This is a genomic window from Streptomyces sp. NPDC060027 (assembly GCF_042737005.1).
Taxonomy (GTDB): domain Bacteria; phylum Actinomycetota; class Actinomycetes; order Streptomycetales; family Streptomycetaceae; genus Streptomyces.
On sequence record NZ_JBHWVI010000215.1, the window covers coordinates 1 to 15,081 of the forward strand.

General features: G+C 70.9%; 14 protein-coding genes. 3 read left to right on the plus strand and 11 right to left on the minus strand.

Translation table 11 applies throughout. The annotated features are described in order from the left end of the window. Positions 1–55: 55 nt before the first annotated feature. The 3 genes from ACFWBT_RS34950 to ACFWBT_RS34960 are packed head-to-tail and all read right to left on the minus strand — an operon-like array spanning position 56 to position 2,936. On the minus strand, positions 56–1,249 hold the full coding sequence (locus tag ACFWBT_RS34950; RefSeq protein ID WP_385706986.1) for a dipeptidase: 1,194 nt from the start codon (positions 1,247–1,249) through the stop codon (positions 56–58). Between the two features lie 5 nt (positions 1,250–1,254). Then, a complete protein-coding gene (gene purE / locus ACFWBT_RS34955; protein WP_385706987.1) occupies positions 1,255–1,779 on the minus strand; it encodes a 5-(carboxyamino)imidazole ribonucleotide mutase in 525 nt (174 codons plus the stop codon). Continuing rightward, on the minus strand, positions 1,776–2,936 hold the full coding sequence (locus ACFWBT_RS34960; RefSeq protein ID WP_356461797.1) for a 5-(carboxyamino)imidazole ribonucleotide synthase: 1,161 nt from the start codon (positions 2,934–2,936) through the stop codon (positions 1,776–1,778). The genes purE and ACFWBT_RS34960 overlap by 4 nt, the downstream gene beginning before the upstream one ends. A 197-nt stretch (positions 2,937–3,133) precedes the next feature. Between ACFWBT_RS34960 and ACFWBT_RS34965 the strand changes: the two genes are divergently transcribed. Continuing rightward, the gene (locus ACFWBT_RS34965; protein ID WP_385706988.1) at positions 3,134–3,673 is read left to right on the plus strand and encodes a GtrA family protein; all 540 of its coding nucleotides are present in this window, start codon (positions 3,134–3,136) and stop codon (positions 3,671–3,673) included. 59 nt (positions 3,674–3,732) lie between these two features. Here the strand turns inward: ACFWBT_RS34965 and ACFWBT_RS34970 are convergent, their stop codons facing one another. Beyond that, on the minus strand, positions 3,733–5,016 hold the full coding sequence (locus tag ACFWBT_RS34970) for an ATP-binding protein (RefSeq protein WP_385706989.1): 1,284 nt from the start codon (positions 5,014–5,016) through the stop codon (positions 3,733–3,735). Positions 5,017–5,363: 347 nt separating this feature from the next. Beyond that, positions 5,364–6,041 (minus strand): response regulator transcription factor, encoded by a 678-nt coding sequence (locus tag ACFWBT_RS34975; RefSeq protein WP_037628240.1) that lies wholly within the window; start codon positions 6,039–6,041, stop codon positions 5,364–5,366. A gap of 522 nt (positions 6,042–6,563) precedes the next feature. Between ACFWBT_RS34975 and ACFWBT_RS34980 the strand changes: the two genes are divergently transcribed. Further along, positions 6,564–8,060: an oligopeptide:H+ symporter gene (locus ACFWBT_RS34980; RefSeq protein WP_266759508.1), complete on the plus strand. Its 1,497-nt coding sequence runs from the start codon at positions 6,564–6,566 to the stop codon at positions 8,058–8,060. Positions 8,061–8,195: 135 nt separating this feature from the next. On the opposite strand, the gene ACFWBT_RS34985 is transcribed toward ACFWBT_RS34980, so the two are convergent. The 6 genes from ACFWBT_RS34985 to ACFWBT_RS35010 form a co-directional block, all read right to left on the minus strand. Next, entirely contained in the window at positions 8,196–9,473 is a 1,278-nt protein-coding gene (locus ACFWBT_RS34985; protein ID WP_385706994.1) for a hypothetical protein, read from the minus strand. Positions 9,474–9,535: 62 nt separating this feature from the next. Continuing rightward, on the minus strand, positions 9,536–10,627 hold the full coding sequence (locus ACFWBT_RS34990) for a hypothetical protein (protein ID WP_385706995.1): 1,092 nt from the start codon (positions 10,625–10,627) through the stop codon (positions 9,536–9,538). A gap of 23 nt (positions 10,628–10,650) precedes the next feature. Beyond that, positions 10,651–11,631 (minus strand): hypothetical protein, encoded by a 981-nt coding sequence (locus ACFWBT_RS34995; protein WP_385706990.1) that lies wholly within the window; start codon positions 11,629–11,631, stop codon positions 10,651–10,653. 30 nt (positions 11,632–11,661) lie between these two features. After that, positions 11,662–12,399, minus strand: coding sequence for an LPXTG cell wall anchor domain-containing protein (locus ACFWBT_RS35000; protein ID WP_385706991.1), 738 nt, complete (start codon positions 12,397–12,399; stop codon positions 11,662–11,664). Between the two features lie 279 nt (positions 12,400–12,678). Beyond that, positions 12,679–13,242: an ATP-binding protein gene (locus tag ACFWBT_RS35005; protein WP_385706992.1), complete on the minus strand. Its 564-nt coding sequence runs from the start codon at positions 13,240–13,242 to the stop codon at positions 12,679–12,681. Positions 13,243–13,517: 275 nt separating this feature from the next. After that, positions 13,518–13,886 carry an STAS domain-containing protein gene (locus ACFWBT_RS35010; RefSeq protein WP_385706993.1) on the minus strand — a complete coding sequence of 123 codons (369 nt, stop codon included), beginning with the start codon at positions 13,884–13,886 and terminating at the stop codon, positions 13,518–13,520. Between the two features lie 250 nt (positions 13,887–14,136). Here ACFWBT_RS35010 and ACFWBT_RS35015 point away from each other — a divergent pair, with 250 nt between their 5' ends. After that, positions 14,137–15,045 (plus strand): RNA polymerase sigma factor SigF, encoded by a 909-nt coding sequence (locus ACFWBT_RS35015; protein ID WP_385706996.1) that lies wholly within the window; start codon positions 14,137–14,139, stop codon positions 15,043–15,045. Positions 15,046–15,081 lie beyond the last annotated feature (36 nt).

A 15,081-nucleotide genomic window follows, 5' to 3' on the forward strand; every position in this document is an offset into this window, starting at 1 on the left:
GGCCCGGGCGCCTTCGGAAGCCCTGGGGCCCTGGAGCCCCGTCAGCGGTCGGCCGTCAGCCGTCCAGCTGTTCCAGCGTCGCGTTCGACGGGCCCCGCCTGGACTGCAGGTCGCGGGCCACGTCCTCCGCCGCGCCCAGCACGCGCACGGCGTTCTGCCAGGTCAGCTTGGCCACGTCCGTGCGCGACCAGCCGCGGTCGAGGAGCTCGGCGATCAGGTTCGGGTAGCCGGAGACGTCGTCCAGGCCGTCCGGGGTGAACGCCGTGCCGTCGTAGTCGCCGCCGATGCCGAGGTGGTCGATGCCCGCGACCTCACGCATGTGGTCGAGGTGGTCGGCGACCGTCGACACCGAGGCGACGGGGCGCGGGTTGTCCTCCTCGAAGACGCGGTGGACCTTCATGCCCTCGGCGGTGGTGTCGAGGTGGTGGAAGCCGTTCGCGCGCATGTTCTCGTCCGCCGCGGCCGTCCAGTCGACCGCGGCCTGGAGGACGAACTTCGGCACGAACGTCACCATCGCCACTCCCCCGTTGGCGGGCAGCCGCTCCAGTACGTCGTCCGGGATGTTGCGCGGGTGGTCGCACACCGCGCGCGCCGAGGAGTGGGAGAAGATCACCGGCGCGACGGAGGTGTCGAGCGCGTCGCGCATGGTCGTCGCGGCCACGTGCGAGAGGTCCACGAGCATGCCCTCGCGGTTCATCTCCCGTACGACCTCACGGCCGAAGGCCGACAGGCCGCCCACCACGGGAACGTCGGTCGCCGAGTCCGCCCAGGCGATGTTGTCGTTGTGGGTGAGGGTCATGTAGCGGACACCGAGCGCGTACAGCCCGCGCAGGACGGCGAGGGAGTTGTCGATCGAGTGACCGCCCTCCGCGCCCATGAGGGAGGCGATACGGCCCTCGCCGCGCGCCGCCTCCATGTCGGCGGCGGTCAACGCGGCACGCAGGTCCGCCGGGTGACGGTCGATCAGCTGCCGTACGCAGTCGATCTGTTCGAGCGTCGCGGTGACCGCGCCGGGCAGGTCCGAGCGGACGTACACCGACCAGTACTGGGCACCGACGCCGCCGGAGCGCAGCCGGGCCAGGTCCGTGTGCAGGTGGGCGCTCTGGTCGGCGGAGATGTCCCGGGCGTCGAGGTCGTAGCGGACCTGCTCGCGCAGCGCCCAGGGGAGGTCGTTGTGTCCGTCGACGACAGGGAACTCGTCGAGCAGGGCACGGGCCATGTCGAGCGAGGACAGGGAGGACGAGGACATCCGCGTCACTTCCCGAAGCCGAAACCGCCGCCGGCGCCCTCGACCTTGGCGCGCAGCCGCTTGCCCTTCTCGGTGGCCTGGTCGTTCAGCTCCTGCTGGAACTCCCGCATCCGGTTGAGGAGTTCCTCGTCGTGGGCGGCGAGCATCCGGGCGGCCAGCAGACCGGCGTTGCGGGCGCCGCCCACGGAGACGGTCGCGACAGGCACACCGGCCGGCATCTGCACGATGGACAGCAGCGAGTCCATGCCGTCGAGGTACTTGAGCGGGACGGGCACACCGATGACGGGCAGCGGGGTGACGGACGCCAGCATCCCCGGCAGATGGGCCGCGCCGCCGGCGCCCGCGATGATCGCCTTGAGCCCGCGCTCCGCGGCCTGCTCGCCGTACGCGATCATCTCGTGCGGCATGCGGTGCGCGGAGACGACATCCACCTCGTAGGGGATCTCGAATTCGTCGAGCGCCTGCGCGGCGGCCTCCATGACCGGCCAGTCGGAGTCCGAACCCATGACGATGCCTACAACCGGGCTCATTCGGTGATGGTCCCTCTCAGGTAGCCGGCAGCGTGACGGGCGCGCTCCAGCACGTCGTCCAGGTCGTCGCCGTAGGTGTTGACGTGGCCGACCTTACGGCCGGGCTTCACGTCCTTGCCGTACATGTGGATCTTGAGCTGCGGGTCGCGGGCCATGCAGTGCAGGTACGCGGAGTACATGTCGGGGTAGTCGCCGCCGAGGACGTTCGCCATGACCGTCCACCTGGCCCGCGGGCGCGGGTCGCCGAGCGGGAGGTCGAGGACCGCGCGGACGTGGTTGGCGAACTGCGAGGTGATCGCGCCGTCCTGGGTCCAGTGGCCCGAGTTGTGCGGGCGCATGGCCAGTTCGTTGACGAGGATGCGTCCGTCGTGGGTCTCGAAGAGCTCGACGGCCAGGTGCCCGACGACGCCGAGTTCCTTGGCGATGCGCAGGGCCAGCTCCTCCGCCTTGAGGGCCAGCTCCTCGTCGATGCCGGGCGCCGGGGCGATCACCGTGTCGCAGACGCCGTCGACCTGCTGGGACTCGACGACGGGGTACGCGACCGCCTGGCCGTGCGGGGAGCGGACGACGTTCGCCGCGAGCTCCCGTACGAAGTCGACCTTCTCCTCCGCGAGGACGGGGACGCCCGCCCGGAACGGGTCGGCGGCCTCCTCCAGGGAGCGGACGAACCACACGCCCTTGCCGTCGTAGCCGCCGCGGACGGTCTTCAGAATGACCGGGAAACCGTCGCCCTCGGCCCCTTCGGCGAGGCCCTCCGCCGCGAACGCGGCGACGTCCTCGACGTCGGTCACGATGCGGTGCCGCGGGCAGGGCACGCCGATCGCGTCGAGCTTCGCGCGCATGACGCCCTTGTCCTGGGCGTGCACGAGCGCGTCCGGGCCGGGGCGGACGGGGATGCCGTCCGCCTCCAGGGCCCGCAGGTGCTCGGTCGGGACGTGCTCGTGATCGAAGGTGATCACGTCACAGCCCCGCGCGAAGTCACGCAGCGTGTCGAGGTCGCGATAGTCGCCGACGACGACATCACCGACGACCTGCGCCGCGGAATCCTGGGGAGTGTCACTGAGGAGCTTGAACTTGATGCCGAGCGGGATGCCCGCCTCGTGTGTCATACGAGCGAGCTGACCCCCGCCGACCATGCCGACTACCGGGAACGTCACGCTCCAAGAGTATCGGCCACGCCGCGGTGGCTGGTTTCCGCACCGGTACCCCCGACTTTCCGTGCCGGTGACCTCGTCTTTTCTTACCTGTGAGCCCATGCACGGGCGCCGCGCAGGGGCGCTGGTTAGCATTGGGTGGTTGACGTATCCATCCACACAGTTGACGACATGACCCACCGACGGGGGCTGGCGACACCATGGGCAGTGCTACCTCGGGGCCTCAAGCGGGGCCTCGCAGCGCGTTTCGCCGCCGCTTCGACCTGCTCTTTCGTGAGCTCGCCAAGTTCGGTGCGGTGGGTGGCGCGGGCCTGCTGGTCAACCTGCTCGTGTTCAACCTCGTACGCCATGTCACGGGCCTGCAGGTCGTGCGGGCCAGTGTCATCGCCACCGTCGTCGCCATCGTCTTCAACTACATCGGGTTCCGCTACTTCACCTACCGGGACCGCGACAAGGGTGGCCGCACCAAGGAGCTGACGCTCTTCCTGCTGTTCAGCGCGGTGGGACTGGTCATCGAGAACGGCGTGCTCTACGCGGCGACGTACGGCTTCGGCTGGGACAGCCCGCTGCAGAGCAACGTCTTCAAGTTCCTCGGCATCGGCGTCGCGACCCTCTTCCGCTTCTGGTCCTACCGCACCTGGGTGTTCCGGACGCTTCCGGCCCGGGAAGCGGTGGCCAGTGCGGAATCGTTCCTGGACGAGGAGCCCGAGCCGCGGCGGGCCGGGGCACGGGTGAACTGACCCCGGCGGACGCGGGGACAGGTGGACCGGCCCGGTGAGGGGCGGTTCTCCGCCCGCTGCTACCTGACCGTCCGTTCCTCGCCGTCCTCCGGGGTCCGCGCCGGCCGCTTCAGCGGGGTGCGGGACAGGAACAGGCCGAAGACCGGGGGCTGGGCCTGGAGCATCTCCAGGCGACCGCCGTCGGCCTCCGCGAGGTCGCGGGCGACGGCGAGACCGATGCCGGTGGAGTTGCGGCCGCTGATGGTGCGCTCGAAGATGCGGGCGCCCAGGTCGGTGGGGACGCCGGGGCCCTCGTCGGTGACCTCGACGACGGCCTGGTTGCCGGTGACGCGGGTACGCAGGGCGACCGTGCCGCCGCCGTGCATGAGGGAGTTCTCGATCAGTGCCGCGAGGACCTGGGCGACCGCGCCCGGGGTGCCCACCGCCTGCAGATGGCGCTTGCCGGAGCTGACGATCGCGCGGCCCACGCTGCGGTAGGCCGGGCGCCATTCCTCCAGCTGCTGCTTGATGACCTCGTCGAGGTCGAAGGAGACGGCGGAGCCGGTGCGCGGATCGCGGGCGTTGGTGAGCAGGCGCTCGACCACGTCGGTGAGGCGCTCCACCTGCGTCAGCGCGATCGTCGCCTCCTCCTTCACCGTGTCGGGGTCGTCGGTGAGGGTGATCTCCTCCAGGCGCATGGAGAGCGCCGTGAGGGGCGTCCGCAGCTGGTGGGAGGCGTCGGCGGCGAGCCGGCGCTCGGCGGTGAGCATCCGCGCGATGCGTTCCGCGCTGCCGTCCAGGACGTCGGCGACCCGGTCCAGCTCGGGGACGCCGTACCGCTTGTGGCGCGGGCGGGGGTCGCCCGAGCCCAGCCGTTCGGCCGTCTCGGCGAGGTCGGTGAGCGGGGAGGCGAGTCGGTTGGCCTGGCGTACGGCCAGGAGGACGGCGGCGATGATCGCGAGCAGGGCGACCGCGCCGATGATCAGGAGCGTGCGGCCGACCTCCTTGGTCACCGAGGAGCGGGGCTCCTGGACGGTGACCGTCTCGCCCTCCTCGCCCTTGGCGGTGTAGTGGATGACGTCGCCGGTGGGCTCCTTGCCGATCTCGATGGGATCGCGGCCCGGAATCCTGATGACGGCGTAGCGCTGGTCGGTGACCTGGTTCTTGAACGTGGCGCTGGAGATGTTCTCGTCGCCCAGGATGCGGCTGTCCACGATGCTGGCCAGGCGCAGCGCCTCGGAGTCCACGCGCTCCTGGGCGCTGTTGCTGATCGTGCGGGTCTCGACGATGACGAGGGAGACGCCGAAGACGGCGATCACGACGAGCACGACGGCGAGGGTGGACTGGATCAGACGGCGACGCACGGGGCCCTCCGGGCAGGTGGCTGTACGGGGACCAGTGTGCACGTTCGCCGGGTCGTCCCGGCGGGGCGCCTGGCCGGGGCCCGGTTCTCCGCCGCCGCCCGCCCCGTCCTGTGCTCGGGTGCCGGGGAGGTGCCGGGCTCCGGCGGCGTGCCCCCGTACGCGCGACACGGTGTCCGGGTCGGGAGGACGGTCACCGCCCGGCCAGGTCCCCCGCGCGGGGTTCCGGACCCGGCCCGGCCGACGCAGCGGGGCCGCGTCCTCGCCGGGGGTGCGGGGGGGCCGGAGTTCCGGGCCGCCTCGAACGCCGGAAGCCGGCGCTTCCGGCCGGTGCCCGGTCCGGTGGGGCCTCAGCTCTTCTCGAAGCGGAAGCCGACGCCTCGTACCGTCGCGATGTAGCGGGGGTTCGCCGCGTCGTCGCCGAGCTTCTTGCGCAGCCAGGAGATGTGCATGTCCAGGGTCTTGGTGGACGACCACCAGGTGGTGTCCCAGACCTCGCGCATGAGCTGGTCGCGGGTGACCACGCGGCCGGCGTCACGGACCAGCACCCGCAGGAGGTCGAACTCCTTGGCCGTGAGCTGGAGTTCCTCGTCGCCCATCCAGGCGCGGTGCGACTCGACGTCGATGCGCACGCCGTGGGTGGCGGGCGGCTGCTGGGGCTCGGCCGAGCCGCGCCGGAGCAGGGCCCGTACCCGGGCGAGGAGTTCGGCGAGCCGGAACGGCTTGGTCACGTAGTCGTCGGCGCCCGCGTCGAGACCGACGACGGTGTCCACCTCGTCGGCGCGCGCGGTCAGGATGAGGATGGGCACGGTGTGCCCCTCGGCGCGGAGTCGGCGGGCGACCTCCAGGCCGTCCATGCCGGGCAGCCCGAGGTCCAGGACGACCAGGTCGACACCGCCCTGCATTCCGGCGTCGAGCGCGGTGGGTCCGTCCTCGCGCACTTCGACCTCGTAACCCTCCCGGCGCAGGGCACGGGCCAGCGGCTCCGAGATGGACGCGTCGTCCTCGGCGAGCAGTACACGGGTCATGGGGTGATGGTAGTCCGCCGCGCGCGGCGCCCGGGCAGTGATCGGCCTCCGTGATTCACACCCACCATCCGAGTGTTTCTTACCTGTGGGTGTGGGATGCAATCGTATCGAGGGCCTTCGAATGATCGCCTGCGGTTCCATGATCGCCTGTGATCCATCTCTCAAGTCCTTCCATATGCCGCATTGCGATGTCGTATGGTGACCAGACGCCTGTAGCACCACATGAGGACCTTTGGCGCCGGCTTGATGCTGAAGGTCTCTTTTGTGTGCGGGCTGGTATTCGCCAGCCTTGAAAGGAATGACCTGTGGCCGGGCCCGAACGCACTGACGCGTGACGGGCGTGGATCCCGGTGGTCGCCGTCCACCGCTTCGCAATCCGGAGCGGACTCCCCGTGGGCGTGGGGACGGACGCCGAACCCCGCCGGTGCCGGCCGCCCCCCATGGGCGCGCGACTCCTCCAGTTCTCGACTCCGGTCGAGCGGGAGGACCCCCACAGCGCGTCCCGACCAGCAAGGAACGACCATGGCGTCCAGCCTGACGAAGGACTCGGTGACTCCGGGTACCCCCGGTTCCGAGAAGACCTTCTTCGGCCACCCCCGCGGACTGGCCACTCTCTTCATGACCGAGATGTGGGAGCGTTTCTCCTACTACGGCATGAAGGCACTGCTCCCGCTGTACTTGGTGGCACCGGGCGGTCTGCACCTCAGCGCGGCCAGCGCGACCGCGATCTACTCGGTGTATCTCTCCCTGGTGTACCTGCTCGCCCTGCCGGGCGGCTGGTTCGCCGACCGCGTCCTCGGCCCCCGCAAGACGGTCGCCGTCGCAGGTCTGATCATCATGCTGGGCCACCTCACGCTGGCTCTGCCCTCCTCCGGCACGTTCTACGGCGGCCTCGGTCTCGTCGCCATAGGTTCCGGTCTGCTGAAGGCCAACATCTCCACGATGGTGGGCCACCTCTACGACGGCCCGGACGACCCGCGCCGCGACGGTGGCTTCACGCTCTTCTACATCGGCATCAACCTCGGTGCCTTCGCCGCTCCGCTGATCATCGGCACCGTCGGTGAGAACGTGAACTGGCACCTGGGCTTCGCCCTCGCCGCGCTCGGCATGGCGCTGGGTCTCGCCCAGTACCTGCTCGGCGGCCGTCACCTCAGCGCCCGCTCGCACGAGGTCCCCACGCCCCTGTCGGCCGAGGAGAAGGCCACGACGCTGCGCAAGTCCGCGCTGTGGGCCGCCGTCGCCGTCGTCTTCTACGCGATCGTCGGCTTCTCGGGTCACTACACGCTGAACTGGCTGCTGGTCCCGATCACGATCGCCGGCCTGGTCATCCCGGTCATGGTCATCGGGCGCATCAAGCGGGACAAGTCCCTGGACCGTGCCGACCAGTCGAAGATGTCCGCGTACATCTGGTTCTTCGTGGCCGCGGCCGTCTTCTGGATGATCTACGACCAGGGCGGCTCGACGATGTCGATCTTCGCCGACTCGTCCGCCGAGAACACCATCTTCGGCTGGGAGTTCCCGGTCTCCTGGTACCAGTCCGTCAACCCGGTCATGATCATGGCGCTCGCCCCGGTCTTCGCCTGGGCGTGGCTGTGGCTGAACAAGCGGGGCAAGGAGCCGAGCACGGCCACGAAGTTCGCCTCGGGTCTGATCCTGGTCGGTGCGTCGTTCTTCCTCTTCCTGGCCCCGCTGACGATCGCCGAGGGCGGTCACAAGGCGGCCGCGATGTGGCTGGTGGCGATCTACTTCGTGCAGACCGTCGGTGAGCTCACGCTCTCCCCGGTCGGCCTCTCCGTCACCACGAAGATGGCTCCGGCGAAGTACGCCTCCCAGATGATGGGTGTCTGGTTCCTGGCCGTCACCGCCGGTGACGCCACGACCGGTCTGCTCTCCATCGCCGAGGTCGACCTCAACAAGACGGGCATCGTCGCCCTGGAGGCCACGCTCGCCGTGATCGCCGGTGTCGCGGTGTGGATGTACCGCAAGAAGGTCAAGCAGCTCATGGGCGACGTCCGCTGACGTCGGGCCGTACCCACGGCGAAGGACCGCCGCACCGGGCGGTGCGGCGGCCCTTCGCCGTCTCGGCGGGCGGCCCGTCGGGGAGGAGCCGCGGGAACCGCCCGAGAACGACGCGCCGAGCGGGGCTCTCACCCGTCAGCGCGTCCGCCGCCCCGGCATGAAGGTGAACACCGCGCCGCCCAGCAGGATGACCGTTCCCGCCACCAGCCCGAGCGCCTTGAGCGCGCTGTGGCTGTCGGATCCCGTCTCCGCGAGGCCGCCCGAGGTTCCGGCGGAACCGGAGCCGGAGCCGGACGAGGTGGACCCGCCGCCCGACGCCCCGCTCGCCTGCTCCGAGGTGTCCAGGGTCAGGGACACCTCGGACTTGGCCGGGGTGCAGGTCGTCGTCGTGCCCAGGGCCTTCACCGTCAGCACGCCCGGGGAGAGGGTCGACTCACCGGTCGCGCCCGGCTTGTAGGTGCCCGTCAGGTCGGGGACCTCGATCGGGTCGCCGGACTTGATCGCCGCGGAGTTGGTCGGGCCCTCGACATGCACGGTGCCCTTGTCGGCGCCCCCGAGGGCCACCTCCATCGACGGCTTGACAGAGTCGGCGGGGATGTCGGCCGGGCTGTCCATCACGGACTTCTTGAACTGCACGGTGAGGTCGTAACTCCCGCCGTTCTTCTTGGCGTTGATCTGCACGGGAGAGGTGGCATCCTTGTCTCCGATGGGCGTCTTGCACGCGTAGGGGACGGAGACCTCCTTGCCCGTGAAGTCGGTCTGCCCGCCGCCACCCCCGTCGGAGCCGCCGCTGTCACCGCCGCCGTCGGTCCCGCTGCCGCTCGGCGACGGGGTGGCCGAGCCCGTCGGCAGGGTCGGCGTCGGCGTCGGGATGCCGCCCGTCGTACCGCCCGAACCGCCCCCGCCGCCCGTCACCTTGATGGTCGCGGAGGACTTCACCGTCTCCTTGGGCGCGCACTTGGTGTCGGTGGAGATCGGCTTGCTGACATTGATGCCGTACGCGTCCGGGGTGAGCGTGACCTCACCCGCCGCCGTCAGCTTCAGCTTGCCCGTCATGTCCGACAGCTTCATGTCGCTGTTCTTCGGGATCGCGGGGTTCTGGCGCGGTCCCTCCATCGCGATGTCCGCCGTCTGAGCGCCGCCCGCCTTGAGGGTGCCGGTGGGCTTGACCGTGTCCTTGTCGAGGTCGAGGACATCGGGGTTCTTCGAGGCCGCCTGGGCGAACTTCCAGGTGATGGTGACCTCGTCGCCCACCTTCGCCTCGGCGGGCGCGGTGATCTCCACCTTCGTGGTGCCCTGCACCGGGGGCAGCCCGGAGATCGGGGGCGGAACGCACTCCGTGCTGTACGACACCTCGGCGGCCTGGGCCGGGGCGGCGGCCACGCCCAGCAGGATGCCCGCACCGCCGAGCATCAGCGCGACCCCGGCCGCGCCGGCTCTGCGTCCGCCGGCCGGTACCACTCTCCGTTGCGTGCTCACGTGTGTCCCTTTCTCGTCTGCGTCGTCGGACCGTTCTCTTGCGGTGCGGAGAGCTGACCGTTCGTCGCGGTCCCCGGATCGTTGTCCGGGGTGAACCACGGCAGGGCCGGGACCGGGGAGGCCGAGGCGCTCGCCGGTGTCTGCGGGGTGGAGCCCGCCTTGGGCGGGCGCAGGGTGAGCTCGGCCAGCCGGAGAACCCGGTGCCGGCCGGCCCGCCCGGTCGACCTGTGCGGGCGCACCCGGTCCACCACGGCCATGCCGACCCGGAACACCGCGGCCGGGACGACCACGCAGAGCAGGATCCAGAAGAGGGTGACGCCCCAGGGCCGCCCCACGCCCCACGGCTGCTCGGCGAGCACCTTCCCGCCGTACTTCAGCGAGACCGTGTAGTCGCCGTGTGCCCCGGCCGCCAGCTCGACCGGGAGCTCGATCCGCGCCTTGCGGCCGGGCGGGATGGACCCGCGCCACTCCTGTTCCTCCCACTGCGGGGCGAACACCCCGTGGGCGGTGCCGACGTGGAAGACGGGGTTCTTCAAGGGGGCGGTGCCGACGTTGCCGACGGTGAAGACGAGGGTGCGCGCGGGAGGTGAGCCGAACCAGGTCAGCAGACCGCTCGACCCGTCGAGCCGGGTGTCGGTCAGCACCGAGAGCCGGCCGCCGCTCTCCTCCTTCGGCAGCGGCTCGACCGAGTGCCCGGCCACCATGAAGAGGGCGTCCGCCTCGGCCTTCTCGCCCGTGACGGTGGCGACATGCACCACGCAGGGGCACGGCTTGGGCGGCTCGGCGACCGGCAGCTTCCTGCTGAAGCCGCCCTTGGCGTCGGTGGTGACGGCCCGGCCGTCGGCGTTGGCGCAGGAGTTGGTGCCGCCGATCACCCCGCGCGAGGGCACGGACTGCCCGCAGATCAGCATCATCAGCAGCGCCCCGGGCCGCCAGCCGCTGCCGGTCACGGTGATCGAACCACCGCTCCCGGCCTCGGACTTGGACAGCTTCACGCTCGGTCGCGCGGCGGCGGACGCCGGGGACACCGAGGCCGTCCCCGCCAACAGGACAAGGACGAGGGCCGGCACCGCCCCCAGCACCGCCATCCGCATCTTGCCGCCCAGGACGCTCACGACACCGCTCCCGTCAACTCGACTTCCGTGCGGGGTTGTTCGCTCGTCCCGCCGTCACCCGTCCGGCGCCCGCGACGCCCTGGCCCGCACGCCCCGGTCCCCCTCCGACGCCGTACGGCGAACAAGGCACCCACCGCCGCCAGGGCGCCCCCGGCCCCGGCCACCGCGCCCCACGGCACGAACCGGACCGACGCGGTCGCCGTGGAGCGCACGCCGCCCGCCGCGGTGACCGTCAGCCGCACGTCGACCGCGTCGAGCGCCGGAGGGCCGGTCCACGGCTCGCGGAGCGTGACGCGGCGGCCCGGCAGGAGCTCGACGGGCAGGGTGCGCGGGGCGCGGTCGAGCAGGGTGCCGAAGACACCGTCGGCGCGCACGGCGAGCCGCGGAGCGAGGACCGTGGTGCCGCGGTTCACCAGTTCGTAGGAGATCCGGCCTCCGCGTACCCTGACGTGCTCGACGGTCAGCGCCGACAACGCCGGTCCCGCCACCCGCAGGTGGACCCGGACCGCCGCGGTGCGGCCGCCGCCGCTCGCGACGATCGCGCCGGGATGGTCACCGGGCGCCGCACCGGCCGGAACGGAGACGGTGAACGGCACGTCGGCGCGGGTGCGCGGCGGCACCCGTACGGACAGGTCCCGCACCGCGGTCCGGCGGCCGTCCGCGCGTCCCGCGAAGGCGATCCACGCGCCCGTGTCCGTCGGCCGTTCACGGACGGTGAAGGCCCCGTCCGCGGTGTTGTCCGCGTCGGCGCCGCGCAGCCGGACGGTGAGAGGACGCGTGCCCGGGTTGAGAACGGACACGGAGTCCTGGAGGACCGTGCCGGGCGCGCCCTCCGCGTAGACGGAGGGCCGCCCGTCGGCCGCCCCGCCCGCGGCCGGCACGACGGACCAGCCCTCGGCGGCCAGGGCCGTCGCTGCCGCGCTCAGCAGCACCAGGGTCAGGCCCAGCACGCGGGCAGCGGGAAGTGCGTACGGCATGCGGCGGCTCCAGGTCGTGGTGCGGGAAGGTCAGCGGCGGGCCGCCTGATGCCTGCGCGTCAGCCACAGCACGCCCGCCGCGCCCGCGAGCAGGACCGTGCCGCCGAGGGTGCCGAGGGCGATCGCGGAGTCCTCGGGGCCGGTCTGCGGAAGCTGACCGCCGGAGTCGGCGCCGCTCCGGGTCCCGCCGGAACCCGAACTCGACGAGCCCGAACTCGACGAGCCCGAACCGCCGGCGGCCGTGACGTCGAGGGTCAGCGAGGGCTTGGGGCTGTTGGAGGGCGTGCACGTCGTCGTGGTGCCGAGGGCCTTGATGGTGAGGACGCCCGCGGTGAACGTGACCTTGCCGGACTTCTTCGGCGTGTACGTGCCGCTCAAGTCATTGATCTTGATGGGGGTGTTGGCGGGGATCGCGGCCGCGTTGGCCGGTCCGCTGACCGCCACCGTTCCGCTGTCCGCGCCGCCCACCTTGATGACGGCGCTCGGCGTCATCGCGCCCTTGCCGAGCTCGACCGGGCTGGAGGAGACACCCTTCTGCCAGGACATCGTGAGCTTGTAGCCGCTGCCGCTCTTGACGCCCTTGATGTCGATGGGCGAGACGGCGCTCTTGTCTCCGATCGGCGTCTTGCACTGGTAGTTGACGTCCACCACGTCGGCCTGGGCCATGGGGGCGGCCATCAGCACCGCCGAGCCGGCCAGGGCCGCGGCGAACGCGAGCGCGGCGGTTCGTTTCTGGTACGTCCGGTACGACACGGGCCTGCCCCTCATTCCTGACGGCATCCTTGGCGATTTCCTGACGGAACATCAGATCGGCCGTCAAGGTACGCCCGGGGACTTGTGGAGGGAAGACAAAGTGCGCGCCGGATCCGTGGGGATCCGGCGCGCACCGGGTGACGTACGAAGAAGGGTTCGAACCGCGGGTAACCGAAGGCGGGCCCCCGACGGGGCGCTTCGGCAGGGCGGCCGGGGACGGCGAAGACGGCGGGAAGGGAGAGCGGGCACCGTCGTCCGGACCACCCAGGGTCCAGGGTGATCCGAACGGCACCCCTAGGCGGGTGCCCCGAGCTCCGCCCACACGGTCTTGCCCGCGACACCGGGGGTCCGCACGACCCCCCAGTCCAGACAGAGCCGCTGCACGATGAACATGCCGTGGCCGCCGGGGCGCCCGGCGCGGTGCGGGGTCCGCGGGGCGGGCTGGCCCGCGCCCCGGTCGGAGACCTCGATGCGCAGCACCTTGTTGTCGCAGGAGATCCGGAGTTCGTCCGGGCCCTCGGCATGCAGACAGGCGTTGGTGACCAGCTCGGAGACGACCAGCAGGACGTCCTCGGCGGCCGCCCGCCGGTCGGCGCTCGCGGCGGGCAGCCAGCCCCACGCGTACAGCGCCTGGCGGGCGAAGTCGCGGGCGAGCGGCACGACGCCGCTCTCGCCCTCGAAGCTCAGTCTCCGGGCCTGGCGGCCGGTGGGGGCGAGGGACGCGCCGTCCGGGGAGGCGGCGTCGCCGGACGCCCCGCCGTCCACGGGTGTCGCGCCTGCCGCGGACACCCCGGAAGCGCCGCCGTCGCCCGACTCCGGGCCGCGGTCGCCCGGCGAGCAGGGCCGGGTGGTGCTCATCAGCGCTTCACCTCACCGATTCACCGGTTCACGATTCAAGACTCAGTACGCAGTACTCAGTACGGATGGATCAACGGCTTTCGCCGCTTGTGGATCAACGACTTGCGCCGTGCCGGCTGCCGACACGTGCGCCGCCGACCCGTCCAGGATGTCTCCTGCCCGACGGAACCGTCCGAACACCCACTTTTTCGGCACGGAACCTGTGACGCGAGTAACGCGTCGATCACGCAGGGGCAACTGGGACATAACGGCGTCATGATCAAAGGCCCGCCGGATCAGTCGGCCAGAGCCGCCTCGAGCGTGTCGTGGACAGTGAAGACGGCCTCCGCCCCGGTGATCTCGAAGACCCTGGCCACCACGGGCTGCATCGCGGCCAGATGGACCCCGCCGCCCACGGCCTCGGCCTTCAGCCGGGCACCGAGCAGCACATTGAGTCCGGTGGAGTCACAGAACTCCAGGCGCGAACAGTCGACGACGAGCCGTGCGTACCCCTTTTCGAGGCACCCTTCGAGTGGCTCACGCAACAAATCGGCCGTGTGGTGATCGAGCTCACCCGCGGGGGTCACGACGGCACTTGTGCCCTCTTCCCGCACCTCGACAAGAAGCCGGCCAGACTGTGCGCTGCCGACCGTCCCGCGGTCCATGCCGTCTCTCTCCCGAGCGTCGCTACTACCGATGTACGCACTCGAACACTACGCCTTCCCTACGTCACCCGACACCCGAACAACCCCCCCGAAGTGGACATTTCACCACAGAAGGCACTTGCGGCGAGTTCACGAAAGCGGGTAGGGCTAGGAGAGACACCTATCCGACACGGCCGGCTTTGGAGGCGCCGCACACCGCAGTGCACGTATCGGCATCGGCGGCCATATGCCGAGAACGATGGAGGACACCATGTCACCCCGGCTCGACGCATCGCAGACCCAGACGGCGACGTCGACACCTTCTCCGGAACGCCCGGAGCACGTCGACGACGCCGGAACCGACGAAGTCGACGGACTCGCCGGACTGCCGGAGATCCCCCCGTACGACAAGGTGGGGCCGGTGGACGCACGCGCCCTGTCGAAGACGCTCTTCGCGCGGCTCGAGTCCCTCGAAGAGGGCACGCACGACTACGCCTACGTCCGCAACACACTCGTCGAACTCAACCTCGCGCTGGTGAAGTTCGCCGCCTCCCGCTTCCGCTCCCGCAGCGAGCCGATGGAGGACATCATCCAGGTCGGCACGATCGGCCTGATCAAGGCGATCGACCGGTTCGAGCTGAGCCGCGGCGTCGAGTTCCCCAGCTTCGCGATGCCGACGATCATCGGCGAGATCAAGCGCTTCTTCCGCGACACCTCCTGGTCGGTGCGGGTACCCCGCAGGCTTCAGGAGCTCCGGCTCGACCTGGCCAAGGCCGGCGACGAACTCGCCCAGAAACTGGACCGCGCCCCCACCGTGGGTGAGCTGGCGGAACGCCTCGGCATCAGCAACGACGAGGTCGTCGAGGGCATGGCCGCGTCGAACGCCTACACGGCCAGTTCGCTGGACGCCCAGCCCGAGGAGGACGACTCCGAGGGCGCGCTCGCGGACCGCATCGGCTACGAGGACAACGGACTCGAGGGCATCGAGTTCGTGGAGTCCCTCAAGCCGCTGATCGCGGAACTCCCGCAGCGCGACCGGCAGATCCTCTCGCTGCGGTTCGTGGCGAACATGACCCAGTCCGAGATCGGCGACGAACTCGGCATCTCCCAGATGCATGTCTCCCGGCTGCTGTCGCGCACCCTCGTGCGACTCCGGAAAGGCCTGACCGTCGAGGAGTGACAGGGCTTCGCGGCCCGTGAGGCCGCGCATCGGAGC